General features: G+C 63.5%; 22 protein-coding genes and 7 tRNA genes. 8 read left to right on the top strand and 21 right to left on the bottom strand.

The genetic code is table 11. From position 1 onward, the window contains the following. Nucleotides 1-31: 31 nt before the first annotated feature. A complete protein-coding gene (locus tag AB0N72_RS00715; protein WP_363931378.1) occupies nucleotides 32-1,009 on the top strand; it encodes an aldo/keto reductase in 978 nt (325 codons plus the stop codon). Nucleotides 1,010-1,077: 68 nt separating this feature from the next. Here AB0N72_RS00715 and AB0N72_RS00720 read toward each other — a convergent pair whose 3' ends face one another. The 9 genes from AB0N72_RS00720 to AB0N72_RS00760 all read right to left on the bottom strand — a co-directional run bounded on the left by AB0N72_RS00720 (nucleotide 1,078) and on the right by AB0N72_RS00760 (nucleotide 11,162). Continuing rightward, nucleotides 1,078-3,222, bottom strand: coding sequence for a 3-hydroxyacyl-CoA dehydrogenase NAD-binding domain-containing protein (locus AB0N72_RS00720; RefSeq protein WP_363931379.1), 2,145 nt, complete (start codon nucleotides 3,220-3,222; stop codon nucleotides 1,078-1,080). Next, a complete protein-coding gene (locus AB0N72_RS00725; RefSeq protein ID WP_363931380.1) occupies nucleotides 3,219-4,496 on the bottom strand; it encodes an acetyl-CoA C-acyltransferase in 1,278 nt (425 codons plus the stop codon). The genes AB0N72_RS00720 and AB0N72_RS00725 overlap by 4 nt, the downstream gene beginning before the upstream one ends. Before the next feature lie 190 nt (nucleotides 4,497-4,686). Further along, nucleotides 4,687-6,048: an HRDC domain-containing protein gene (locus AB0N72_RS00730; RefSeq protein ID WP_363931381.1), complete on the bottom strand. Its 1,362-nt coding sequence runs from the start codon at nucleotides 6,046-6,048 to the stop codon at nucleotides 4,687-4,689. A gap of 80 nt (nucleotides 6,049-6,128) precedes the next feature. Beyond that, entirely contained in the window at nucleotides 6,129-6,785 is a 657-nt protein-coding gene (locus tag AB0N72_RS00735; protein WP_363931382.1) for a DUF3000 domain-containing protein, read from the bottom strand. Nucleotides 6,786-6,857: 72 nt separating this feature from the next. Next, the gene (locus tag AB0N72_RS00740) at nucleotides 6,858-7,961 is read right to left on the bottom strand and encodes a low specificity L-threonine aldolase (protein ID WP_363931383.1); all 1,104 of its coding nucleotides are present in this window, start codon (nucleotides 7,959-7,961) and stop codon (nucleotides 6,858-6,860) included. 10 nt (nucleotides 7,962-7,971) lie between these two features. Next, nucleotides 7,972-8,694 carry an SDR family NAD(P)-dependent oxidoreductase gene (locus tag AB0N72_RS00745; protein ID WP_363931384.1) on the bottom strand — a complete coding sequence of 241 codons (723 nt, stop codon included), beginning with the start codon at nucleotides 8,692-8,694 and terminating at the stop codon, nucleotides 7,972-7,974. Then, nucleotides 8,694-10,061, bottom strand: coding sequence for a DUF6421 family protein (locus AB0N72_RS00750; protein ID WP_363931385.1), 1,368 nt, complete (start codon nucleotides 10,059-10,061; stop codon nucleotides 8,694-8,696). Before AB0N72_RS00750 ends, AB0N72_RS00745 begins: the two co-directional genes overlap by 1 nt. Nucleotides 10,062-10,215: 154 nt before the next feature. Beyond that, complete coding sequence (gene msrB / locus AB0N72_RS00755) at nucleotides 10,216-10,656, bottom strand: peptide-methionine (R)-S-oxide reductase MsrB (RefSeq protein ID WP_363931386.1); 441 nt, start codon at nucleotides 10,654-10,656, stop codon at nucleotides 10,216-10,218. A 14-nt stretch (nucleotides 10,657-10,670) separates the two neighbouring features. Next, nucleotides 10,671-11,162: a hypothetical protein gene (locus AB0N72_RS00760; RefSeq protein ID WP_363931387.1), complete on the bottom strand. Its 492-nt coding sequence runs from the start codon at nucleotides 11,160-11,162 to the stop codon at nucleotides 10,671-10,673. A gap of 120 nt (nucleotides 11,163-11,282) precedes the next feature. On the opposite strand from AB0N72_RS00760, the gene AB0N72_RS00765 reads away from it, so the two are divergent. Next, nucleotides 11,283-12,569, top strand: a complete 1,287-nt coding sequence (locus AB0N72_RS00765) for an alpha/beta fold hydrolase (RefSeq protein WP_363931388.1) — start codon at nucleotides 11,283-11,285, stop codon at nucleotides 12,567-12,569. Between the two features lie 2 nt (nucleotides 12,570-12,571). On the opposite strand, the gene ybaK is transcribed toward AB0N72_RS00765, so the two are convergent. From ybaK to AB0N72_RS00780, 3 genes are read right to left on the bottom strand one after another with little or no spacing between them, the layout of a single operon-like run. Then, nucleotides 12,572-13,069, bottom strand: coding sequence for a Cys-tRNA(Pro) deacylase (gene ybaK / locus AB0N72_RS00770; protein ID WP_363931390.1), 498 nt, complete (start codon nucleotides 13,067-13,069; stop codon nucleotides 12,572-12,574). A gap of 18 nt (nucleotides 13,070-13,087) precedes the next feature. Next, the gene (locus AB0N72_RS00775) at nucleotides 13,088-13,546 is read right to left on the bottom strand and encodes a SufE family protein (RefSeq protein ID WP_363931391.1); all 459 of its coding nucleotides are present in this window, start codon (nucleotides 13,544-13,546) and stop codon (nucleotides 13,088-13,090) included. A gap of 40 nt (nucleotides 13,547-13,586) precedes the next feature. Continuing rightward, nucleotides 13,587-14,513, bottom strand: a complete 927-nt coding sequence (locus tag AB0N72_RS00780) for a sulfurtransferase (protein ID WP_363931392.1) — start codon at nucleotides 14,511-14,513, stop codon at nucleotides 13,587-13,589. Nucleotides 14,514-14,721: 208 nt separating this feature from the next. Between AB0N72_RS00780 and zapE the strand changes: the two genes are divergently transcribed. Then, nucleotides 14,722-15,762, top strand: coding sequence for a cell division protein ZapE (gene zapE, locus AB0N72_RS00785; protein WP_363931655.1), 1,041 nt, complete (start codon nucleotides 14,722-14,724; stop codon nucleotides 15,760-15,762). Nucleotide 15,763: 1 nt separating this feature from the next. Here the strand turns inward: zapE and AB0N72_RS00790 are convergent, their stop codons facing one another. From AB0N72_RS00790 to AB0N72_RS00830, 9 genes are all read right to left on the bottom strand, one after another. Continuing rightward, nucleotides 15,764-16,981: a benzoate/H(+) symporter BenE family transporter gene (locus AB0N72_RS00790; protein ID WP_363931393.1), complete on the bottom strand. Its 1,218-nt coding sequence runs from the start codon at nucleotides 16,979-16,981 to the stop codon at nucleotides 15,764-15,766. A gap of 148 nt (nucleotides 16,982-17,129) precedes the next feature. Continuing rightward, nucleotides 17,130-17,360, bottom strand: coding sequence for an antitoxin (locus tag AB0N72_RS00795; RefSeq protein WP_363931394.1), 231 nt, complete (start codon nucleotides 17,358-17,360; stop codon nucleotides 17,130-17,132). 95 nt (nucleotides 17,361-17,455) lie between these two features. Next, nucleotides 17,456-18,910: an amino acid permease gene (locus tag AB0N72_RS00800; protein WP_363931395.1), complete on the bottom strand. Its 1,455-nt coding sequence runs from the start codon at nucleotides 18,908-18,910 to the stop codon at nucleotides 17,456-17,458. A 176-nt stretch (nucleotides 18,911-19,086) separates the two neighbouring features. Continuing rightward, a tRNA-Gly gene (locus AB0N72_RS00805) sits at nucleotides 19,087-19,162 on the bottom strand. 56 nt (nucleotides 19,163-19,218) lie between these two features. Further along, nucleotides 19,219-19,293, bottom strand: a tRNA-Val gene (locus AB0N72_RS00810). A 24-nt stretch (nucleotides 19,294-19,317) separates the two neighbouring features. After that, a tRNA-Gly gene (locus tag AB0N72_RS00815) sits at nucleotides 19,318-19,390 on the bottom strand. Nucleotides 19,391-19,446: 56 nt separating this feature from the next. Then, nucleotides 19,447-19,521: transfer RNA gene (locus tag AB0N72_RS00820), tRNA-Val, on the bottom strand. Between the two features lie 38 nt (nucleotides 19,522-19,559). Continuing rightward, nucleotides 19,560-19,630: transfer RNA gene (locus tag AB0N72_RS00825), tRNA-Cys, on the bottom strand. Nucleotides 19,631-19,676: 46 nt separating this feature from the next. Continuing rightward, nucleotides 19,677-19,749 (bottom strand) — tRNA-Gly (locus tag AB0N72_RS00830). A gap of 249 nt (nucleotides 19,750-19,998) precedes the next feature. Here AB0N72_RS00830 and AB0N72_RS00835 point away from each other — a divergent pair. From AB0N72_RS00835 to AB0N72_RS00855, 5 genes are all read left to right on the top strand, one after another. Next, nucleotides 19,999-20,070: transfer RNA gene (locus tag AB0N72_RS00835), tRNA-Val, on the top strand. A 308-nt stretch (nucleotides 20,071-20,378) separates the two neighbouring features. Further along, entirely contained in the window at nucleotides 20,379-21,281 is a 903-nt protein-coding gene (locus tag AB0N72_RS00840) for a cytochrome (protein ID WP_363931396.1), read from the top strand. A gap of 50 nt (nucleotides 21,282-21,331) precedes the next feature. Continuing rightward, entirely contained in the window at nucleotides 21,332-21,904 is a 573-nt protein-coding gene (def, locus tag AB0N72_RS00845) for a peptide deformylase (protein WP_363931397.1), read from the top strand. After that, complete coding sequence (gene fmt / locus AB0N72_RS00850) at nucleotides 21,901-22,821, top strand: methionyl-tRNA formyltransferase (protein ID WP_363931398.1); 921 nt, start codon at nucleotides 21,901-21,903, stop codon at nucleotides 22,819-22,821. The genes def and fmt overlap by 4 nt, the downstream gene beginning before the upstream one ends. Further along, entirely contained in the window at nucleotides 22,818-24,368 is a 1,551-nt protein-coding gene (locus AB0N72_RS00855; protein ID WP_363931399.1) for a transcription antitermination factor NusB, read from the top strand. The genes fmt and AB0N72_RS00855 overlap by 4 nt, the downstream gene beginning before the upstream one ends. The last annotated feature ends 1 nt before the right edge of the window (nucleotide 24,369 follow it).

Consider the following 24,369-nt stretch of genomic DNA (forward strand, 5'->3'; position numbering starts at 1 on the left):
TCTCCGCTTGAGGGCGGGATAGGCTGGCTTCATGACTGAATACCGACGCCTTGGCCATTCCGGACTGACCGTCTCAGCTGTAGGGCTGGGTTGCAACAACCTGGGGCGGGCCAACACGCCCACGGAGTCCCAGGAAGGCACCGACGCAGTAGTCCGCGCCGCCGTCGAATCCGGGGTGACCTTTTTCGACGTCGCCGATGTTTACGGACGCGAGCCGGGGCTCAGCGAAACCATGCTCGGCAAAGCGCTGAAGGGCTACCGCGACGACGTCGTCATCGGCACCAAGTTCGGCATGGACATGCGCGGAGTAAATGGCAATGATTTCGATGCCCGTGGTTCGCGCCGGTACATCGTCAAGGCCGTTGAAGAGTCCCTGCGGCGCCTGGACACCGACTGGATCGACCTCTACCAGTTCCACACACCGGATCCTCGGACGCCCATCGAAGAGACGTTGTCCGCCCTGGATGACCTGGTCTCCAGCGGTAAGGTCCGCTACATCGGGCATTCCAATTTTGCCGGGTGGCAGATTGCTCAGGCAGAGTATGTTGGGCGCCAGGCCGGTGGTGCGCGCTTTATTTCCACGCAGAACCACTACAACTTGCTCGACCGGCGGGCCGAACTCGAAGTCCTTCCGGCAGCCCAAGCCTTCTCCTTGGGGGTGCTGCCGTACTTCCCCCTTGCCAATGGACTCCTGACGGGAAAGTACTCCGCGGGCAAGGCGCCCGAAGGGTCGCGGCTGAGCCACACCCGCACCAACCTCGTGCACGACGCCGACTGGGAGCAGCTGGGCCGTTTTGGCCAGTTCGCCAAGGAGCGCGGGCTCAGCGAGCTGCAGTTGGCCTTCTCATGGCTGGCGGCGCAACCGGGCGTCAGCAGCGTCATAGCTGGTGCGACCCGGCCCGAACAAATCCGTGAAAACGCCGAAGCCGTCGCCTGGGTTCCCACGCAGGAGGACCGTGACGAGCTCGACGAAATCTTCCCGAGGTCGCCCAAGGTTGCACTTTTCTGATCCCAAAGCACAAACAGGGCCGGGCCCGGAGCAACAGCTCCGGGCCCGGCCCGTTTCCAACGCTTTGCCTAGGCTGGCGCGGAAGCTGTTCCTGGTGCCAGGAACCGCTTGCCGTTGACCCGCTCGGAAGCACCCACACGGTCCAGGTACGGGGTGATGCCACCGAGGAACATTGGCCAGCCGGCGCCCATGATGACGCAGAGGTCGATGTCCTCCGGTCCTGCTACGACGCCCTCTTCGAGCATGAGCCCGATTTCCTCCGCCAGGGCGTCTTGCGTGCGTCGCAGGACTTCCTCGCCTGTTGAGGGGGTGTTGCCGAAGGACAGGATGGCCAGCGTCTCAGCGGGAATGACCGGTTTGCCATCCGGCCCGGGAACCCACAGTGATTTCACTCCGTTGTCGATCAGCTTCTGCAGGTTTTGTGATACCGGGAAGCGGTCACCGAATGCTGCGTGCAGTGACTCTTGAACGTGCTGTGCCACAGGAAGGCCAACCATGGCGCTGAGCGTGAACGGGGACATGGGCAAGCCCATGGGACGCAAAGCGGTATCGGCCACCTCGGCCGGCGTGCCTTCGTCGAACGCTGCGATGACCTCGCCCATGAGGCGCAGGAGGATGCGGTTCACCACGAAGGCGGCCGCGTCCTTGACCAGCACAGCGGTCTTCTTGAGTCCCTTGGCGAGCTCGAAAGCGGTAGCCAGGACGGCGTCGTCGGTTTTTGGTGCCTTCACGATCTCCAGGAGTGGCATGACGGCCACCGGGTTGAAGAAGTGGAAGCCCACAAGGCGTTCAGGGTGCTTCAGGTCCTCGGCCATGGCAGTGACGGAGAGCGAGGAGGTGTTGGTGGCCAGAATACACTCGGGGGAGACGACCTCTTCGACCTCAGCGAAGACCTGCTTCTTGATGTTCAGTTCTTCAAACACGGCCTCGATGACAAAGTCGGCATCAGCGAAGACTTCCTTGGATACCGAACCGGTTACGAGCGCCTTGGTCCGGTTGGCGGCGTCGGCCTTGATCCGCTTCTTTGCCAGCAATTTGTCGACTTCAGCGTGAACATAGGCAACGCCCTTGTCCACCCTGGCCTGATCGATGTCTGTCATCACGACAGGCACCTTGAGCTGACGCGCGAAAAGTAGCGCCAACTGGCTTGCCATGAGTCCGGCGCCTACCACGCCCACCTTGGTCACCGGGCGTGCCAGCTTGCGGTCGGGTGCTCCGGCAGGGCGCTTGGAGCGCTTCTGCACGAGGTCCAGGAACGCATACACGGTGGAACGGAATTCGTCGGTCTGCATGAGGTCGGCCAAGGTCTCGCACTCGAGCTCCGCCGATTCCTGCTGCGTCATGGTCCGGTTGGCTTCCATGACGTCCAGCACCTTGGCAGGCGCGGGGGACGCATTGGAGGTCTTGGCCTCAACGAAGGCCCGTCCTGCCGCCACTGCCGCTGCCCAGCGCGCAGCCACCGCGTCGTCGGAAACATCAACGGCGTTCTTGCGATCCGGCGTGGTGTCACCGGCGATGACGCGTGCTGCCCATGCCAGTGACTGTTCCAGGAAATCAGCGGGCTCGAAGATGGCGTCGGCCACTCCGAGCTCGTAGGCCTGTGGTCCTGTGAGGGTCCGGTTGTTGCTCAGCGGGTTCTCGATCATCACCTTGACCGCGTTTTCCGGGCCAATCAGGCGCGGAAGGATATAGACGCCGCCCCAACCCGGAACCAGGCCGATGAAGGCTTCAGGGAGGGCCAGCGCTCCGGCCCCCGTGGAGACGGTCCTGTAGGTGGACTGGAGGGCGATCTCGAGCCCCCCGCCAAGTGCCAGGCCATTGATGAAGGCGAAGCTGGGCACTCCCAGGTCAGCCAGGGTGGCATAGACAGCGTGGCCAAGCTGGGCCATCCAGAGCCCGTGTTCGCGTTCCTTGAGGGTTTTCACCGCCGAAAGGTCGGCACCGGCAACCAGGAAATACGGTTTGCCAGTGACGCCTGCTCCCACGATCTCGCCCCGCGACGCCCGCTCCTTGAGGTTCTCCAGGACGCCGCCGAGTTCCACCAGGGTGTTGGGACCCAGCGTGGTCGGCTTGGTGTGGTCCAGGCCGTTGTCCAGGGTGATGAGCGCGAAGGTTCCAACGCCGCCCGGGAGTTCGATGTCCTGGACATAGGAGTGCGTGACTACTTCGTCGGGGAACAGGGCTGCGAGCTTTTGGAATTCTGCGGCGCTCATGCGGCGGCTCCTTCAGTGGGTGCGGTGGTGGCAGTGGCCTGCTCAGTGACGGAGGATGCGTAATCGGCGTGGTGCGGGTTTTCCCAGATGACCGTGGCGCCCATTCCCAACCCGATGCACATGGTGGTGATGCCGTAACGGACGGTCGGGTCTTCCTCGAACTGCCGCGCGAGCTGGTTCATCAGCCTCACGCCTGAGGAGGCAAGCGGATGTCCGACGGCGATCGCCCCGCCATAGCGGTTGACCCGGGGGTCGTCATCGGCAATCCCGAAGTGGTCCAGGAAGCTCAGTACCTGGACTGCGAATGCCTCGTTGATTTCGAACAGTCCGATGTCTTCGATGCCCAGGCCGGCGTTCTTGAGGGCTTTCTCGGTGGCCGGGACGGGGCCGATGCCCATGACTTCCGGCTCGACTCCTGCGAAGGCGTAGGAGACCAGCCGCATCTTGACGGAGAGCCCAAGTTCTTCGGCCGCATCCGCCGAGGCAAGGACGGCTGCTGTGGCTCCGTCGTTCAACCCCGCGGCATTGCCGGCGGTGACGCGGCCGTGGGCGCGGAAAGGAGTGCGAAGTTCAGCCAGGTCCTCCACGGTGGTGCCCGGGCGTGGCGGCTCGTCCGTGGTGTGGAGCGCCCATCCCTGGCCGGGTTTCATGGTGGCTACGGGCACGAGGTCGTGCTGGATCTGCTCGTTGGAATAGGCTGCGGCCAGCTTGGCCTGCGAAGCTGCGGCGTAGGCGTCCGTGCGGTCCTTGGTAATTGCGGGGAAGCGGTCATGCAGGTTCTCGGCGGTGTTTCCCATATTCAGGGCCGCGGGATCCACGAGTCGCTCGGACATGAAGCGGGGGTTGGGGTCGGCCCCGGCACCCATGGGGTGGTTGCCCATGTGTTCCACGCCGCCTGCAATGACGACATCGTAGGCGCCAAAGCCGATGCCGCTCGCCGTCGTCGTTACTGCCGTCATGGCACCGGCGCACATGCGGTCGATGGCGAACCCGGGAACCGAACGGGGGAGGCCGGCCAACAGTGCCGCTGTCCGGCCGATAGTAAGGCCCTGGTCGCCGGTCTGGGTAGTAGCGGCAATGGCTACCTCATCGACGCGCTCCGCTGGCAGCGACGGATTTCGCCTCATGAGCTCGCGGATGCATTTCACCACCAGGTCATCGGCGCGGGTTCCCGCGTAAATGCCCTTTTCGCCGGCTTTGCCGAAGGGTGTGCGGACGCCGTCCACGAAGACGACGTCGCGGACGTTCCGCTGAGCACTGCGTGATGGACTCATGTGTTAACTCCTCGTTGAGACATGGCACCGTGTCCCGCTGGGCGGTTACGGTTGGCATTAACGCCATGTTACTCGTCGGTAACTTAGCGTGCAAGGCCAAGGGTTGTCGGCGTGGTCCCCGAATCCGGCACGCAAAAGGCCCGCCGCCACGAACGAGTGTTCGGGGGGCGGGCCTTGGCGAAGGCGGTGCTCAGTCAGAGTCCTTGGCTTGCTGGACTTCCCTGGCCTTGGAGTCCTTGGCGTCCTTGGACTCCTTGGCGGGCAGCGGCTTGGGGTTCAAGCAGGCCTCGGCCAGTATTGGCGCGGCGAAGGAAATCTGCCATTCCCTGGCGCCAAGAGCCCTCAGTTCCGCGGCGACCGAGTCCACTGAAACCTCTGCCGGTGGCCGCCAGGCTACCCGCCGGAGGTAGTCAGGGGTGAGGAGGTTTTCGACGGGCAATTTGAGTTCGTCGGCTTTGGCCTGGAGCGCCGGCCTTGCCGTGGCGAGCCGTGCAGCGGCTTCCGGGTCCCGGTCGGCCCACACCCGGGGAGGCGGTGGGGCGTTGGTGGGCAGGTGGAGGGGCGGCAGGTCGGTCATGGTCCTGGCCGTGGTGATGCAGCGCAACCAGCGGGGAGCTTCGCGCTGGGCGGACCTGCCGTGGAATCCCTTGGTGGCCAGGAGTTGGGGGACCGTGGTGGGCATGGCCTTGGCGGCGGCAACGAGGGCGGAGTCGGGAATGAGCCGGCCCGGGGCGACGTCGCGCTTGCGTGCCAGTTGGTCGCGTTCCTGCCACAGTTCCCGGACCGCTGCCAGTTGGCGGCGGTCACGGATCTGGTGGAGGCCGGAGGTTTTGCGCCACGGGTCGACCCTTGGCGCAGGAAGGCCTGCGGCGAGGATCCCGGCAAATTCCTGTTCGGCGTACTCCAGCTTGCCGTCGGCTTCCAGCAATTCGATGAGTTCCTCGCGCAGCTCGGCAAGGACCTCGACGTCGAGCGCTGCGTAGCGCAGCCAAGGTTCCGGAAGGGGCCGCGTGGACCAGTCTGCGGCAGAGTGCTCCTTGGCGAGCCCGAATCCAAGCAGTTGCTCAATGACGGCTGCCAGGCCGACGCGGGGCAGGCCGGCCAGCCTGGCGGCAAGCTCGGTATCAAAAAGTTTGTCCGGCCACATGCCGAGCTCCGACAGGCAGGGCAGGTCCTGTGTGGCGGCGTGCAGGATCCATTCGACGCCCCGCAAAGCATCATTGACGATATCCAGGTTGTCGAACGGTTCGGGGTCGATGAGCCAGGTCCCGGCTCCTTCACGGCGGATCTGGACCAGGAAGGCGCGCTGGCCGTAACGGAACCCGGAAGCACGCTCTGCGTCGACGCCGGCGGGCCCGGTGCCGGCGGCGATGGCGGCTGCGCATCGTTCAAGTCCGGCCGGTGTGTCGATGACCAAAGGCACGCCTTCACGGGGAGTGTCGAGGTCAATCACTTCCGGGACGTGGCTGTCAAAGCCGTCAACCTTGATGTGGGTGGTGGGATCAGCAACCGGATCGCCGGCTGTGGTATTTTCCAGGTTTTCAGGGGTCATGGTGGCTTAAGCTTACCGATTCGTCCCGCTGTGGTGCGCTTTTGGGTTCCGGAGGGCAGTTCCCCTCGCTTGCCTGGTGCTCAATTGCGCCTCCTGTTGGGCAGGCCGGTAACTCCCGGCGGCAGGGGAGGCAACCCCGCGAAGGTGCACACCATGTCGGACCAGGCCTCCAGATGTGACTGGACGTTGGAACTGGCGGGCGTCCAGGAAGCGCGGAGCTCGATGTCGATGGTGTCGGGACGTTCGGCCAACGTGCCGAAGCTCTCGGAGAGGATCCTTGTTGCCGTTCCACCGGCGGCGCGGTACGGCGCTGAGCGGTGCTCCAGGGCTTCAACGAGCCAGGTCCATGCCACAGAACCAAGCATGGAGTCGTTGCCCATCTCGGCATCCATTTGGGCGCGAATGTAGGTGACGATCCTGAACTCGCCTTCCCACACTGCCGATCCCTCGGGATCGTAGAGCAGGATGAAGCGGCCGGTGGCCAGTTCGTCCTCGTCTTCGCTGGATGGGCTGTTGCCTTGGCTCTTGGCAAAGGCCTTGGCTGCAGGTCCATGGACGGGAACCTGGCGGGTGGCGGCGGTGGGGCTGAAGACTTCAGCTCCCAGGGCTACCGCGTAGGGGGCCAAACGTGCCGGTGCTGGGATTTCGTCAAGCCGCAGTTCGCTGCGGCATTGTGCTTTTCGTAGCGTTCCCAAGGCGAAGAGAAAGTCCGGGGGAACTTGTGCGAGGGCGTTCACACTCGCAGATTATGCGTCCGGGGCGGCGATCCTGTGCAGGCTCGCCGCCCCGGACTGCAGGGGGCGCCAGCGTTACGCCAGCTCACGCCTGATGGCTGCGACGAAGGTATCGATGTCTTCCTCCGTGGTGTCGAAGGAACACATCCAGCGGACTTCGCGTCGGGCAGCGTCCCAGTCGTAAAAAGCGAAGGACTTCCTCAGGCGGTCGGCAACCCCTTCCGGCAGGATGGCGAAGACGCCGTTGGACTGGGTGGCCTGGGTGGGTTCGACGCCGTCGATTCCGTCAATCGCGCTCCGCAGGCGGGCCGCCATGGCGTTGGCGTGCGCCGCCGAGCGCAGCCACAAGCCGTCCTCGAGCAGGGCAATGAATTGGGCCGAGATGAACCGCATTTTGGAAGCCAATTGCATGTTCATCTTCCGCAGGAACTTCAGGCCGTCCGCGGCTTCGGGGTTCAGGGCCACAACCACTTCACCGAAAACCAGGCCGTTCTTGGTCCCGCCGAAGGAAAGGATGTCCACGCCGGCGTCGCGGGTAACGGCCCGCAGCGGTACGTCAAGGTGGGCTGCGGCGTTGGCCAGCCGGGCGCCGTCCATGTGCAGCTTCATGCCCTTGGAGTGGGCGTGGTCAGCGATGGCGCGGACCTCTTCGGGGGTGTAGCAGGTGCCCAGTTCCGTGGTCTGGGTGATGGAGACCACCAGGGGTTGCGCGCGGTGCTCATCGCCCCAGCCCCACGCTTCGCGGTCAATGAGCTCAGGAGTGAGCTTGCCGTCCTCTGTAGGGACCTGCAGCAGCTTGATGCCGCCGACCCGTTCCGGCGCGCCGTTCTCGTCCATGTTGATGTGCGCAGTGGCCGCGCAGATCACGGCCCCCCAGCGGGGCAGCAATGACTGCAGCGACAAGACATTGGCGCCAGTGCCGTTGAAAACGGGGAAGCATTCAATGCCCTGGCCGAACTGCTGTTCAAGGACCGACTGCAGCTTGGCGGTGTAGACATCCTCGCCGTAGGAAACCTGGTGGCCTCCGTTGGCTGAGGCCAGCGCTGCCAGGATTTCCGGGTGCACGCCCGAGTAGTTGTCCGAAGCAAAGCCGCGGACCGAGGGGTCGTGCAGCTGGCTGGCCGAAGTGTGGGTCGTGCTGGGCAATGCCTCTGTTGTGCTCGTCACTTGTTCATTCACGCTTTCAAGTCTATTTGGCCAGCTGGATCCGCTGGCCGTTAAGGATGGAGGCAGGTTGTTCGAAAAGGCCGACGGCGGCAGCGGCCAGTTCCTCGACGTCCGTATGGCCGGGGAACCGCCGTTCCGGATGCGAACGTCGCATGGCATCGTCCACCAGCGCTTTGACCACAAAGACAACGGCCGCGCTGTGCTGTTCTTCGGAACTGTCGGCCGACTGCGCCCGCCGGAAGCCGTCGGCCATAGCCATCGTCCATGCCTCGGCGGCGGCCTTCGCCGCAACGTAACTGGCAGCTGCGGCTGTGGGATGGCTGACGGCGGTTGAGGACACCATGGCAAACCGGCCGTGGGGCGACGCTTCGAGTTGACCGTAGAAAACCCGGGATACGTTGCGCAGCGTAGTAACGGCGCCCCGTTCCAGCGCCTCCCAGTCCTCATCCGTTTGGTCTTCGATGCCCTTGGCCCCGCGCCAACCACCGACGAGGTGGATTACACCGTCGATGCCCCCAATGCCGCGGTCCGTGATCGTCGAAGCCAGCTTGCGTACGGATTCCAGATTGCCGAGATCGCACACCATGGGAGTCACGGCGTCGCCTGCTTCCCGTGCGGCCGCCTCGATCCGTGCCTGGTCGGAACCAACAGTCAAGACCCGGTGGCCGGCGCTGGACAAGGCCCGGGCGGCAGCCACGCCTGAAGCGCTGCTACCGCCCGTTACCAAGACTGTCAGTGGAGTCATCAGGCCGCCGTGGCGCCTGTGATGCCGGTGGTGGATTCAATGACGGGACGCATCTTCTTCTCCAGGGCTTCGTAGAACATGGACAGCGGGAATTCATCGTCCAGGACCTGGTCGGTGAGCCCGCGGGGAGCGCCGTCCAAAGGCAGGGCGTCCGGACCCTTGGCCCAGACCGAAGCCGGGTGGGGAGTCACGGTGCTGGAGATCAGCTCATAGGCGGCCAGCCAGTGGGCCGCCTTGGGACGATCAATGGAACGCCAGTATAGTTCCTCGATTTTGGCACCGAGTTCAACCACTACGGCAGCCGCGTCATCCCAGTCGATGGAGAGCTTGCTGTCCGTCCAGTGGAGTACATGGTGCTGGTGCATCCATGCGAACAGGAGCTGGCCGCCCAGTCCGTCGTAGTTGCGGACGCGGTTTCCGGTGATGGCGAAGCGGAAGATCCGATCGAAAATCACTGCGTATTGAACCAGCTTGGCGTGCTTGCGTGCATCGGGATCGGCGTTCTCGTCCTTCTCGATCAGGACGGATTCGCGAAATGCCGTAAGGTCGCAGCGAAGCTCCTCAAGGGAGTAGAGGAAGAACGGCATGCGCTGTTTGATCATGAACGGATCAAACGGAAGGTCGCCACGCATGTGGGTGCGGTCGTGGATCAGGTCCCACATGACGAACGTGCGCTGCGTGAGTTCCTGGTCATCGATCAGCTGTGCAGCGTCCTCCGGCAGTTCCAGGGAAGTTGTTTCCGCTGCCGACTTGAGGACGCGGCGGAAACGCGCGGCTTCCCGGTCGGCAAAGATGGCGCCCCAGGTGAACGTGGGGGTCTCGCGGACGGCGACGGTCTCGGGGAACAGCACAGCAGAGTTGGTGTCGTAGCCGGGCGTGAAGTCGACGAACCGGATGGGGACGAAGAGCTTGTTCGAGTAATCGCCGGCCTCCAGGCCACTGATGAATTCCGGCCAGATGACCTCGATCAGCACGGCTTCGACCAGCCGGTTGGTGCTGCCGTTCTGGGTGTACATGGGGAAGACCACCAGGTGCTGGAGGCCATCGATGCGCAGTTTTTGGGGCTGGAACGCCTGGAGGGAGTCAAGGAAGTCCGGGACTCCGAAGCCGCCCTCGACCCAGCGGTTGAAGTCCTCCACCAGAAGCGAAAGGTACTGGGCATCGTGCTCGAAGCTGGGTGCCAGGTTGATGATGGCTGTGGTGATGGTGCCCACCAGTTCGGCTGCTTCCTCATGGACGGCAGGATCGATGATGGAGCCGTCCTGCTCCTGGTGGCCCTGGAGGGCGGTGGCAGCGGCTTTAAGGGTTACCCACTCGGCGTTGTCAGCGGTGACACGGGGGCGGGTTGCGATTGCGGTGTTGGTCATGGTGCTCGGCCCTTTCCGAAGTTGTTGTTGCTTCTGGGCCGAGCGTAGCAAGCGAAAAGCATCGCTAATTCAAGAATGGGGTGAGCATAAGAAACTGTTGCTCATAGCCCCCGAACTTGGACCCTGAGATCCAGTTCGGGGGCCACTGAGGCGTCTAGCTCTCGTCCGGGTTCACCAAGCGGAGCGAGATGGAGTTGATGCAGAACCGCTGGTCCGTGGGCGTGCCGTAGCCTTCGCCCTCGAAAACATGGCCCAGGTGCGAATCACACGTGGCGCACCGGACCTCAACCCTGTCCATTCCCATGGTGCGGTCATGAAGGTACCTGACAGTACCTTCGGCCAACGGTGCCCAGAAGGACGGCCACCCGCAGTGCGAGTCGAACTTCTCCTTGCTGGTGAACAACTCGCTGCCACAGGCCCGGCACTGGTAGACGCCCTCAGTGTGCGTATCCCAGTACTCACCGGTATACGGGCGCTCGGTTCCGGCTTGCCGCAGCACACGGTATTCCTCAGGGGTCAACTCCTCGCGCCACTGGGCATCGCTCTTCTCGACGGGCACAGAAGGTGTCTTGCTGATGTTCTCAGGAGTGTTCATGTCTTATGCAACGCTCACGAGTCGCCGATAAATCCCGAGCCCGCATACAGATGGAGCACCGGGAGTCCCAACTGATCCTGGGCCTTGTTGGCCCAATCCGTGCGGAACGTGTCGGCGATCGCGTGCGGACGGGTGATGACCACGGCCTGTGCGGCATCCACGTCCCGGACCTTGGCCACCAAGCCCGCCACGGCACCGCCGTCGACGATTTCACCGGTGACGCCGCTCCCCAAGCCATCCAAGGCCGCCAGCGAGGTCGACAAAGTCTCCGCAGCCTCTGCGCGCTCCGTGGCAGGATCCGGAGACTGCGCAGTAAGCTCCCGGAACGCCTTCGCTACGTCCAGCAGCGAAAGGTTCTCCAAAAAATCCACCAACAGGTGGCGCTCGGTATTGGCGGGGACCAACAAGACCAACGGGGTATCACCGCCGTCGATCAGTTTGGCAATGTTCACGCGGTCGTCGGGGCCAAGGGGCTCTTCAGTCAGGATGACTATGGGATCACTCATGGCTACAGCGTAGTCCCGGGCGCGGCCGTCCGCAGGGTTTCCGGGCACGATTCGGCCACACCCGGCCGCCGCGCGGCGCCGCCTGCACCGAGGTGCCCCGACTCACGGCAAAATGGAACCATGGCATCGACTACAAGGCCAGCGAGCGACGCTGCCGCGAAGAAACTGACCCCCCGCACCAAGTGGGCCATTGCCGGCTTCCTCGCCGGAGGAACCATTGCGGGGCTTGTCGGAGCCGGATCCTCAGCGCTCGCCGTCTACTTCGCCCGCCGGGTCATCACCCCGGCTGCACGCCACGAGGACCAGGAAGTCCTTGCCGTCATCAAGGGAGACAAGGGCCCGCAGGTCATCTTGGCTGCCACCCCCGACTCGACCATCGACGGCGTCTTCAGCCTCTTCTTCTCCGGCGGCACGGGGCACGCGAGGATAGGTCGGATCGTGTCCTACTCGCCGGCAGAACAGACCGTCCTTCGGGAGGTCGAAGAGGTCTACAGTGGTGACCTCGCGGAGGCCCGCAGGGCGTGGTGGAGCGGGGCAACCTATCCGGACCCGGCAGCGATGGGCCTTTCGGCCGAGGACGTTGACATAGACGTCGACGGCGGCAAGGCGCCTGCGTGGTTGGTCCGCGCCCAAGCATCGGGCCCAGCCCCGGTGTGGGCGATCATGGTCCATGGCCGGGGAGCGACCCGGCTCGAAGGGCTCCGGGCGGTACGCACCGCACAGGGGCTGGGACTGGACAGCTTGCTGATCTCCTATCGCAATGATGGACTGGCCCCCTCCGCCCTGGACGGCCGCTACGGCCTGGGCTCGACGGAATGGCGCGATGTGGAGGCAGCCATCGGGTACGCCCTGGACAATGGAGCGCGGGAGGTTGTGCTTTTCGGTTGGTCGATGGGCGGTGCGATCAGCCTCCAGGCCGCGGACCTCTCCAAATACCGGCACGTAGTCAGGGCACTGGTCCTGGACGCGCCGGTGATCAACTGGGTGAACGTCATGGCCCACCATGCCGAAATGAACAGGATTCCCTACAACGTGGGGCGTCACGGACAGCTGATGCTGGGCCATCCCCTGGGACGCAGGCTGACCGGGCTAGCGGCACCCGTGGACTTCAAAGCAATGGACTGGGAAAGCCGCGCCGTTGAGCTGCGCACGCCGACCCTGCTGATCCACAGCGTCGACGACGACTACGTCCCCTTCGGACCATCGGCCAGCCTCGCCGAAAAGAATCCCGAGATGGTGACCTTTGAGCCGTTCCATGGCGCGCGCCATACCAAGGAGTGGAACGTTGATCCGGAACGTTGGGAGCGGTTGGTGCGCTCGTGGCTCCAAACCCAGCTCGCTCCCCGGAAGAACCCGGGACAATCCGGCGACGCCGCGGCTTCATATCCTTCGGCGCCGGCAAGCTGAGGTCAGCTGCGTCCTGTGCCGATAGGTCCGGTTGTGCCGTTGGTGAGGCGGAGCAAATCCGCGGGAGCAAGCTCCAGATCCAAGCCCCGCCGGCCGCCGGAGACGAGGATGGTGTCGAAGGCCAGCGCTGAGTCGTCGAGGACGGTGGGGGACCCCTGGCGTTGCCCCAGGGGTGATATTCCGCCCAGGACGTAGCCTGTGCGGCGTTCAGCGGCTTTGGGATCGGCCATCACCGCTTTCTTGGACCCGAGAACGGCCGCCACGGCCTTCAGGTCCAGATTTCCGGACACGGGGACAATGGCAACGGCCAGCCTGCCTTCCACTTCCACCATCAGGGTTTTGAAGACGCGTTCGGGATCGATACCCAGCGCTTCAGCCGCTTCCAGCCCGTAGCTTGGCGCAGCGGGATCATGGGCATAGGGATGAAGCACGAAGGGAACGCCGGCCGCAGCGAGTGCTGCAGTAGCCGGCGTTCCCTGTGAAGCCATTTTCCTGGCCATACCGAGTGGCAATACCTTTCAGTGATCCAGACGGCTCGCGGCCGCGACCTTCCGCTTGATGCGGCCAAGCATTGCCGTCATGCCGCGCATCCGCAGCGGCGTGATGGCCCGCGTCAGTCCCAAAAGTTCGGGCATGTCGTCGGGAACCGCCAGGATCTCCCGTGCGGTCAGGCCGTCCAGACCCTCGTGCAACACCCCTGCAAACCCGCGTGTTGTCGGTGCTTCCGGCGGTGCTTTGAAGAAGAGGCGGTAGGCGCGGTCGCCGTCGTCGTTCTTCTCCGACTCAATCGTCAGGAACAGTGGCGACTGGCACTCGACGACCTGCTCCAGCAGTTCGGGGTGGTCCTTCAAGCGCTCCGGAAGCTCCGGCAGCCCCCTGGAGAACTCCAGCAAGAGCTGGAGGCGGTCAGGTTCGGTCAACGCCTGGAAGTCGTCAACGATTTCCGCCAGGGCGGTAGGCAAGGTGTTCGTACTCATCTCTTCCAGCTTACGCACAAAGGCGATGAAGTGGCCGGTGCTAGTTGTGGACCAGCGTGGAAGGAACGGAACCGCGCTCGGCGCCCTTGACGATGGGGACCCGTACAGCGTTGCCCCATTCGGTCCAGGAGCCGTCGTAGTTGCGGACGGTGTCGAAGCCCAGCAGGTACTTCAAAGCGAACCAGGTGTGGCTGGAACGCTCGCCGATGCGGCAGTACGCCACGACGTCGTCGCCTGCCTTCAGGCCGGCTTCACCCAGGTACAGGGCCTCAAGCTCCTCGCGGCTGCGGTAGGTACCGTCCTCGGCGGCGGCACGGGCCCACGGGATGGATGCGGCCGTGGGAATGTGGCCGCCCCGCAATGCGCCCTCTTCGGGGTAGGCAGGCATGTGGGTCCGCTGGCCGGTGTATTCCTCCGGGGAGCGGACGTCAATCAGGGGGTTGCCCAGGTGTGCCAGGACGTCTTCCTTGAAGGCGCGGATGGGGGAGTCGTTGCGCTCCACCTCCGGGTATTCACCGGGGGCGGGCTGGGAAACCTCGGTGGTCAGCTCGCGGCCCTCTGCGATCCATTTGTCGCGGCCGCCATCGAGGAGGCGGACATCCTGGTGGCCGAACAACGTGAAGACCCACAGTGCATACGCAGCCCACCAGTTGGACTTGTCTCCGTAGATCACCACGGTGCTGTCCCGTGAAATGCCCTTGGAGGCGGCGAGGGCCGCGAAGGCGGCACCATCGACGTAGTCGCGGGTGACTTCATCGTTCAGGTCGGTGTGCCAATCGATCTTGACCGCTCCGGGGATGTGCCCGGTCTCGTACAGGAGGACGTCTTCGTCCGACTCGACCAGCACCAATCTGCCGTCGGCTAGAGCGCCGTCAGCTATTGCTGCCGCGAGCCAGTCGGTGGAGACGAGCCGCTCAGGATTCGCGTATGAGGCAAACTTTTCGTTCTGTTCAACGGGGTAGGACATGGTGGCCTTTCACTGACAACGGACGGAGCCAGGCCGTGGAAGGTGGTGCAGGTTGCGGACCCGGCCTGCTTCAACACTAACGACGGGCCGCATGGATTGCTTCCCGGTCGGTCATACGGTGAAACATGGGCTTGGTCACGTGTCAGGTACCGTGGCGTCCGTTGCCGGTATTCTTGCTGGGGACCCAATGCCGAAGGAACGGACCACCGTGGTAAAGATCGAACAATTGGCTGCCCGCACACCGGCAGTCTCCGTGGAGGAACTCCTCAAGGGTTTCTACCCGTCTCCCCGATTCGGAGAGGTGTCGTTCGACAGCTACCGGCCTGATCCGTCCCAGCCAAGCCAGGCCAACGCCGTGAAACTCCTGTCAGCCTTTGCTGATGGGGTGGGCAACGGCGACAACGCCGGACTCTTCAAGAAGCTGTTCGCCAAGAAGGCACCGGCCACAAGGGCCGGAATCTACCTCGACGGCGGCTTCGGCGTGGGCAAGACCCACCTCCTGGCGTCGCTCTGGCACAGGTCTCCCGGCCCCAAGGCTTTCGGGACGTTCGTGGAGTACACAAACCTGGTGGGTGCGTTGTCCTTCCGTAAGACCGTGGAAGCGCTGAGCAGCTACAAACTGGTGTGCATCGACGAATTCGAACTCGATGATCCGGGAGACACCGTGCTGATGTCCCGGCTCATGCGTGAATTGGCCGACGCCGGCGTGAAGCTTGCGGCTACGTCCAACACCCTGCCCGGTTCGTTGGGTGAAGGCCGCTTCGCCGCCGTCGACTTCCAGCGCGAAATCCAAGTCCTCGCGGACCAGTTCGACGTCGTCAGGATCGACGGCGAGGACTTCCGCCACCGTGGCCTGCCAGCTGCGCCCGCGCCGCTCAAGACCGAAGAACTCAAGCACCGGATGAGGTCTGAATTCGACGGTAAGACCGTGGCCGTGGATGATTTCCGCACCTTGGTCAACCACCTGGCGGCCGTACACCCGAGCCGCTACCGCCAGCTCATCTCAGGCGTCGAAGCCGTGGTGTGGAGCGACGTCGAAACCATTACCGAACAGGCGGTCGCGCTCCGCTTCGTGGTGTTGGCCGACCGGCTCTATGACAAGGATGTGCCCATCCTGGCCAGCGGCGTACCCTTCGACAAGCTCTTTACCGAAGAGATGATGACCGGCGGTTACATGAAGAAGTATTTCCGTGCCGTATCGCGCCTGACGGCTCTTGCCCGCGAGGCTCAGAACCACGAGCCTGCCTGAGTCAGGACGACTTGAGCGGTTCGCGGCTCTTCAAAATCCAGCAAACCAATATTCCGCCGGCCAAAGCCCAGAAAGCGGCGCCGACGCCGGCGAATGAAATGCCCGACGCCGCCAGCAAAAACGTCAGGCAGGCCGGAATCCGCTCGTGGGCGACAGCCAGGGCGGAGGAAATTGACGAAGCAAGGGTGCCCAGCAGCGCGAGTCCGGCTACAGCTTCAAGCAGGCCGGCGGGCGCTGCCGCCACTACGGTGACCAGGGCTGCCGAAGCCGCAGCCAGGACCAGGTATGCCACGCCTGAGACGAACGCTGCGATCCAGCGCCGGCTGTGATCCTTCCCTGCTTCCTCGCCAGCGGCCAGTGCGGCGCTCAGTGCTGCGAGGTTGATCGCATGGCCACCGAAAGGTGCGCCCACGATGGTTCCCGCGCCGGTGACCAGCATGGATGGACGCCACGGCGTGTTGTACCCGAACGACTTCAGCACGGCCACCCCGGGTATGTTCTGGGACGCCATGGTGACGATGAACAAGGGGAGCGCCAGGCCGATGGCAGCTTCCACTGAGAAGGTCGGCGTGGTCCATTCAAGACGTGGCAGCAGGCCCTCGCCGGGGATCTGGACGCCCGTAGAAACAATGTGGATTCCAATAACCGCAAGGGCCACCAGCAGGGAGCCCGGGACAGACCACCGCGGGGCGAATTTCATTAGGACGATCCAGCACAGCACCACTGGAGCCACCAGCAACGGCGCTGAACCAAGCGATTTGAAGGGTGCAAGGCACAAGGGGAGAAGGACACCGGCAAGCATGGCCTGTGCCAGGGCGGTGGGAATCTTCGCCATCAACCGTCCCAGCAGGGGAAGCAATCCCGTGAGGACAATGAGCACCCCGACGATCAGGAAGGCCCCCACGGCAGCCGGCCATCCGCCGTCGACCATCCCGGCAGTGGCAAGGAGGGCGGCACCGGGAGTGGACCACGCCAGCGTGACCGGCATCTTGCTCCGCCACGACAACCAGAGAATACCCAGTCCGAAAGTGAGGGTCAGCGCCAGCAGTCCGCTGGACGCCTGCCCCTGATTGGCGCCTACTCCCCGCAGGCCCGCAAGCACAACGGCGAATGAGGACGTGAATCCCACCAGCGCGGTGACAACCCCGGCAGTGACCTGGGGGCCCAACGCCTCCTTCGTGGCGCGGCGGTGGACGGTCGGCGAGGTGGTGGAAGGCATAGAGTCCAAAGTACCCGAGCTGCGGGCTGCTGCCGATAAACGGCAGCTGCCGTTAAATGCGAGCTGCCGTTAAACGGCAAGGGCACCGGTGGCGCCTCTCGGCGGGACCGGTGCCCCCTTGACGTATCTGGTACGGCGGCTCAGGCAGCTACGGCTGCGTCGGCTCACCAGCGACGGGAGCCTCGGGCTCGCCATCGTTCTTGGCCACGAAATCGGAAGCGGCGTTCTGCACTGCGTCAACCTGACTTGCGAACTTGCCGCCAGTCTTTTCGTCGACGAAGTCTCCGGCCTTTTCGATGCCATTCTTAATGGCTTCTTCGTTGCCCTGAATGAGACCCTGAGCCTTGCCCTTCAGGTCGTCAATTAAACCCACGGGCACCTCCCTTCCATCGCGGAGCCAGGTTGCTCCTCCGCGTCCGACCCTAACACCAGTTCCTTGAGGTGCCAAGGTGCCCGACCGCGGCCTGTGGATAACTATTTCGGAAGGTTGTCGGCAACCTTGTGCCGCGGACTGTCCGGGTTCATCAGGGAGTGCCTGCGGCCATAGGAGAAATAGATCACCAGGCCAATGACGAGCCAAACCCCGAAACGTATCCAGGTTTCGATGTGCAGCTGGAACATCAGGAAGGCCGACGCCAGGACACCGAAGGCAGGGACAACGGGCATCAGTGGAAGGCGGAAGGTACGGGCGGCGTTGGGTTTGGTGTACCGGAAGACGATCACCGAAACGCAGACCACGACGAAGGCCGCAAGGATGCCGATGTTGGTGAGGTCCGCGACCTCCTTGATGGGAAAGACGCCTGCGAGGAACGCAGAAGCGATACCAGCGATCCAGGTGACGCGCTGGGGGGTGCCGTGGCGGTCGGTCTTGGCAAACCAGCCGGGCAGGAGTCCGTCGCGGCTCATGGAGAACCAGACCCTGGTGACACCGAGGAGGAACGTGAGCATGACGGTCAGGATGGACAGCACCGCGAAGACCGAGATGATGGTCGCGATCACGGGCAGGCCCACGCCGGTGAATGCCGAGGCGAACCCAGCTGTCGGGTTGATGTCCTTGTAGTTCTGCATGCCGGTCAGGACCAACGTGGCGGCAACGTAGAGCAGCATGGCGATGATCAGCGAAAGGATGATGGCCTTGGGCATGTGCTTCTTGCCGTCCTTGGCTTCCTCTGCGGCGGTACTCATGGCGTCGTAGCCAAACACTGCGAAGAAGACGGTCGCGGCGCCTGCCACGACGGGACCGAAACCACTGGGCATGAACGGGTTGTAGTTCTCGGTGTTCACGTAGAAGATCCCAAGCCCGATGATGAAGAGGATCAGAATGACCTTGATCGCCACGGCTACGAGCTCGAACCGGCCGAAAGCCTTCGTTCCTCGGCTCAGGATCCATGTGACCAACAAGCACACGAGGATTGCCGGCAGGTTGATGATGCCGCCCTTGCCCTCGTCGGCGGTGGAAGTCATCCAGGTTGGCATGTGGATTCCGATGCCGGAGAGGAAGGCATCAAAGTATCCGGAGATGCCGATGGCCACCACGGCCACGATGGCAATGTATTCAAGAAGCAGATCCCAGCCGATGAACCAGCCGATGATTTCACCCAACGCCACGTAGCCGTACGTGTACGCCGATCCGGCGCGGGGGATCATGCCGGCGAATTCGGCGTAGGACAGGGCCGCTGCGCCGGAGGCGAGCCCTGCGATCAGGAAGGAAAACAGTACTGCGGGGCCAACGCCCGGATTGCCTTCGCTGCCGTGGGCCACGAGGCCCGCCAGCGAGAAAATGCCGACGCCGATGATTCCGCCGACGCCGATGGCCGTCAGCTGCCACAGGCCAAGACTCTTGAAAAGTCCGCTGTGCTTGCTTTCTTCCTCGATGTCGTCGATGGGCTTGCGCCTCAGGACGGACTTTGAAGCCGTCTGTACATTCATGGGGGTACTCCTGCCGGTTGGCGTGGAACGGTGATGAGCTCGCAGTACATTATGCGAGGGGAATCACATTAGATAAAGCGACTTCTTCTGAGGTTTATCGTTTACTTCTCATAATGAATTGGGTCACGGGCAAATGAGGGCATAAAAAAAGCAGCTCCTGGGAGCTGCTTTTTCATTGGAGCGGACGACGAGATTCGAACTCGCGACATCCACCTTGGCAAGGTGGTGCTCTACCAGCTGAGCTACGTCCGCACATGTTGCCTGCCAGAGTGAATCTGGAGTTCAACAACAAACAAGTTGCCTTGTTCTGGTGGGCGATACTGGGATCGAACCAGTGACCTCTTCCGTGTCAGGGAAGCGCGCTACCGCTGCGCCAATCGCCCGTTTCCGGGTCCTGCAATGAGGAGAGCGGACGACGAGATTCGAACTCGCGACATCCACCTTGGCAAGGTGGTGCTCTACCAGCTGAGCTACGTCCGCACATGTTGCCTGCCAGAGTGAATCTGGAGTTCAACAACAAACAAGTTGCCTTGTTCTGGTGGGCGATACTGGGATCGAACCAGTGACCTCTTCCGTGTCAGGGAAGCGCGCTACCGCTGCGCCAATCGCCCATGCATCCAGCCAAAGCTGGAAGACATGGTTTTCACCGAGGTGGGTACGGGATTCGAACCCGTGTATACGGCTTTGCAGGCCGCTGCCTCGCCTCTCGGCCAACCCACCGTGTAAGCAGGATTCCGGGGAATTCTTGCCTCGACAGTGCCTTGCGAGCGGACGACGAGATTCGAACTCGCGACATCCACCTTGGCAAGGTGGTGCTCTACCAGCTGAGCTACGTCCGCAGTGCGGTTCCGACGGGCAACCCTGTAGGCATTCCGTCGCTTTCCGACGAGTAAAAACTCTATAGGAGGTTCCTGCATTCTCCAAATCGGTTGCCTGCTGTCGCGTGCGGTGACCGCCGGATCCTTGTATTGACGCGGATTCAGGCGAGTTGCACGCCTGTAATTCCACGGATGTAGTTCGGTACTCGTCGTCAGTCTTTCGTCCGTTTTGCAATCGGCCCGCGGTCCGTTAGTGTTTTCTATGCACCCGGGCGATTGGCGCAGTGGTAGCGCGCTTCGTTCACACCGAAGAGGTCACTGGTTCGAACCCAGTATCGCCCACAACCGGGAACCCCGCTTTGACTGATTGACTCAGTTGAGGCGGGGTTTTTCGCGTATTCTGCCCGCTCTCCCGAAAATAGCCAGGCCTTCCTGCGTCACGAATCGCAGTTGAGAAGCACCTTCCGTACGTGCGCGCAGAAGAAGAAGCAGAGCGGCCCCGGATCCAGGGGGAAACCGCCGGACCTTTTGAAGAGCTTGCCCTAAGAGCCCCGATCCTTGCCGGGAAGCTGGCAAGGCTGGCGCCGGAGCAGCTTGCAATGATCATCCCGCCGGAGAATTCTGTCGGCCCTCTATGACAGAGTCTTTATATGACTGCTCCACTGCTTGCCCACGCTACTGATTACGGCCGGATGTATGCCCGCTCCACCACAGAGCAATTCTCTGTGCCATCCATCACCACGGTGATAGGGCAACAGGCCCATGCCTTGGATGGTTGGTTCAGTTACATGGGGGCAAGCAGCCTGGCGGCGGACCCTGAGCTTCCGGCAATCCTTGGAAGTCCCGCGAAAGTGCGGCAGGCAGTCAACAAGGCTGCCAAAGCAGCTGAAAGCTATCGGGATGCTGCGGCCGCCCGCGGCGATCGGGTGCATACCTACTGCGAGCAGGTGGCGCTACGGGCGCTTGGACGCCCGCACCGTATGCAGGAATGCCGGGAGGAACTGGCCGCCAACGGTGAGCAGGCCTTTGCTGCCCGGTTCGATGAGTGGTGGGAGCTGTACCGGGTGGAACCGCTCGCTCCGGAGATTACTGTCTGGAACAAGACGGTGGGCTACGCGGGAACACTCGACCTCGTAGCCAAGATCAATGGACGCATCTGCCTTATCGACTACAAGACCAAGGGCACCACGCGCGATGGAACGGTGAAGTCCCTCGATGACAAAGTGGTCATGCAACTTACCGCCGGGATGAAAGCCGAGGAAAGCCTGGTGGATCCCGTCGCTGGTGAATGGGAACCATGGAGGTATGGGGACAATCCGATGCTCCTGGCAGTTGCCATTGGGGAGACGGAAGTACGGCCCATGCGGGCCAACCCGGAGATTCTCAAGCACCATTGGTGGAAGTTCTGTGCTCTTCGGCGGGTCTGGGAAATGTCTGCCGATGTCACCGCTGCCGGACAAGCATTGCTTCCGGTTGCTCCGCCGGTGTTCGCAGCGGCAGGTTCTGCACCGGTGCAAAGCGGCAGTGCGATGGCCTCCACTAAACTGGCTTAGGCTCCGCAACGCAGGGGCCGGTGTTTGACGATCGTGAGGACAGGCAACGCATGGCAATTTTGAGTATCCGAATTATCGGGGATCCGGTACTGCGTACCGTGGCCGACCCCGTCACGGACTTCGGTCCGGAGCTCGCCAAGCTGGTAGCTGACATGACCGAAACCATGGAAGACGTGGACGGCGCGGGCCTCGCTGCGCCCCAGGTTGGCGTCAGCCTGCGCGTCTTTACCTACCGGATCGGGGGAGTGGAAGGCCACATCATCAACCCAGTCCTGGAAAACAGCGAGGATTTCCAGCCGGACGAAGTGGAGGGCTGCCTTTCGATCCCCGGCCTTGGCTTCCCCGTGCGTCGCTACCGGACCACCCGGGCAACCGGTGTGGACTTCAACGGCAATCCGGTCTCCGTGGAAGCCGAAGGAATGCTCGCGCGTTGCTTCCAGCACGAGACCGACCACCTTGACGGCGTTCTGTACACGGACAGGCTTGAAGGTGAGGACCGCAAGGCCGCGCTGCGCGCCATCCGGAACGCCAACTATCACGCCATTACTGAGCAGACCACGTCCAAGCGTGCCACCACCGTGGGCTCGAGCTTCGGTGGCGGCAGCTTTGGAGTTCCTGAGTGAGGGTACTTTTTGCGGGGACTCCCGCAGTGGCCGTGCCGTCGTTGGATGCCTTGGTCAAGGCCGGCTTCGACGTCGTTGCCGTACTGACCAGGCCCGATGCCCCGTTGGGACGCAAACGCGTCATGACGCCCTCCCCGGTGGCGGCCCGCGCGGAGGAACTCGGCATCGACATTATCCGCGCAGCAAAGGTGGACGCTGGAACCACTGCCCGCATCGGCGAATATGCCCCGGACGTCGCCGCAATCGTGGCCTACGGAGGGATAGTGCCCCGCACTGCCTTGGATGTTCCGAAGCACGGCTGGGTCAACCTGCATTTCTCCCTTCTGCCTGCCTGGCGCGGGGCTGCCCCCGTTCAGCGCTCACTCATGGCCGGAGACGACATCACAGGTGCGGCAACGTTCCAGTTGGAGGAGGGCCTGGACACCGGTCCGGTTTTCGGGACCCTCACGGAGACTGTCCGCCCTGACGACACCGCCGGCGATCTGCTGAAACGGCTGTCCTTCAGTGGTGCGGTGCTACTGAGCCAGACGCTCTCTGCCATAGATGCAGGACAAGCGTCGCCACAACCCCAAACCGGGGAAGTGTCGCTGGCTCCAAAGCTCACCCTTGAGGACGGGCGCCTGGATTGGCAGAGGCCCGCACTGGCCCTGAACCGGCAGGCACGCGGCGTCACACCGGAGCCGGGAGCATGGACAACCCTTGAAGGGCAACGGGTCAAGCTTGAACCCGTGGGACTGAGGCCCGAGGTCAAGGACCTCGCGCCGGGAGCCGTACGCGTGGACGGAAAATCCGTGCTGGTGGGAACCGGCTCCCATGCAATTGAACTTGGCCGCATCCAGCCGGCCGGCAAGAAAATGATGTCGTCGGCCGATTGGGCCCGCGGCTTGGCAGCACCTGAGAGAGTGGTATTCGAATGAGCGAGTCCGGCCGCCGAGGCCCCAACAACAGCGGGAGCCGGGACGGCGGCGGGCAAGGCAATCGAGGAGCCCGGGGCGGGAGCCAGCGCAACGCCCAGGGCAGGGAACGGAACAGGGGGCCCCAGCGCGGCTTCACCAACAACGCCCCGTCGCAGCGAACCCGCCGCGCCGATCCCGCCCGTCTGGTCGCTTTCGAGGTGCTCCGGGCCGTCGCTTCTGAGGATGCCTACGCCAACCTGGTCCTTCCCGCACGGATCCGGGAGCACCGCCTGGACCGGCGCGACGCCGGGTTCGCTACCGAGCTGAGCTATGGGGCGTTGCGCGGGCAGGGCACCTATGACGCCATCCTGGCCCGTTGCGTGGACCGGCCCCTCGAGCAATTGGACCCCGCCATCCTGGATGCCCTCCGGATCGGTGCACACCAGCTGCTCTCGATGCGCGTACCTGCCCATGCCGCCTTGGACCAGACAGTTGGTTTGGCGCGGGCAGTGATCGGGGCCGGCCCGTCGGCGCTTATCAATGCAGTGCTCCGCAAGGTCACTGCCCACAGCATGGACGAGTGGCTGGACATCCTGCTGGACCACGAGACTGATGAAACCAGGATTGCCGCACTGCGCCACGCACACCCGGAATGGATTGTCCGCGCGTTGCGCCAGTCGCTGGTAAACCACGGGCGTCCCAAGAGCGAAATCGACGCTCTGCTGGAGGCGGACAATGCGGCTCCCGTGGTCAACCTTGTGGCCTTGCCCGGACTTGGCGACCTTGATGAAGCCTTCGAAAATGGGGCCACGGCCGGCGGCTTGGTGGAAGGTTCGGCTCTGTCCGCAGGCGGGGACCTTGGCCGCTTCGAGTCTGTCCGACGCGGCACAACGCGTGTCCAGGACGTCGGATCACAGCTGGTGGCACGGGCCTTGGCCGGCGTGGAGTTGGGGGAACGTCCCGCCGAAGGCGAGAAGTGGCTGGACCTGTGTGCCGGTCCCGGCGGCAAGGCAGCGCTTCTGGCTGCCCTGGCTTACCGCGATGGAGCTACCCTCCTGGCCAATGAGCCGGCGCCGCACCGTGCCAAGCTCGTCCAGCAGGCCCTTTCGGCCGTCCCCGGTGAAGCCTGGACAGTGCGGACGGGCGACGGCCGCGAGGTCGGCAAAGAGCACGGCGAATCCTTCGACCGCGTCCTGGTGGACGTCCCGTGCAGCGGCCTGGGAGCCCTCCGCCGCCGGCCCGAGTCGCGGTGGCGCCGCTCACCCAAGGACATTGGCGACCTCGGTCCCCTCCAGCGTGACCTCTTGAAGTCCGCGATTGACGCCGTCAAGCCAGGCGGCGTCGTGGCCTACGTGACGTGTTCGCCCCACCCGGCTGAGACCACTGCCGTGGTCAGCGACGTCCTGGCCAAGCGTGAGGACCTGGAATTGCTCGACTCGGGACAGGCACTTGACCACGTCAGCCTTACCGGCGAACTTGGCGCAGGGCATGAGCTCACTGCCCAGTTGTGGCCGCATATCCACCAGACCGATGCCATGTTCATGGCGATCATCCGCAAGAAGCCGTAAC

Origin of the sequence: Paenarthrobacter sp. NPDC089307 (assembly GCF_040685055.1) — a bacterium.
In the GTDB taxonomy this organism is placed as follows: Bacteria; Actinomycetota; Actinomycetes; order Actinomycetales; family Micrococcaceae; genus Arthrobacter.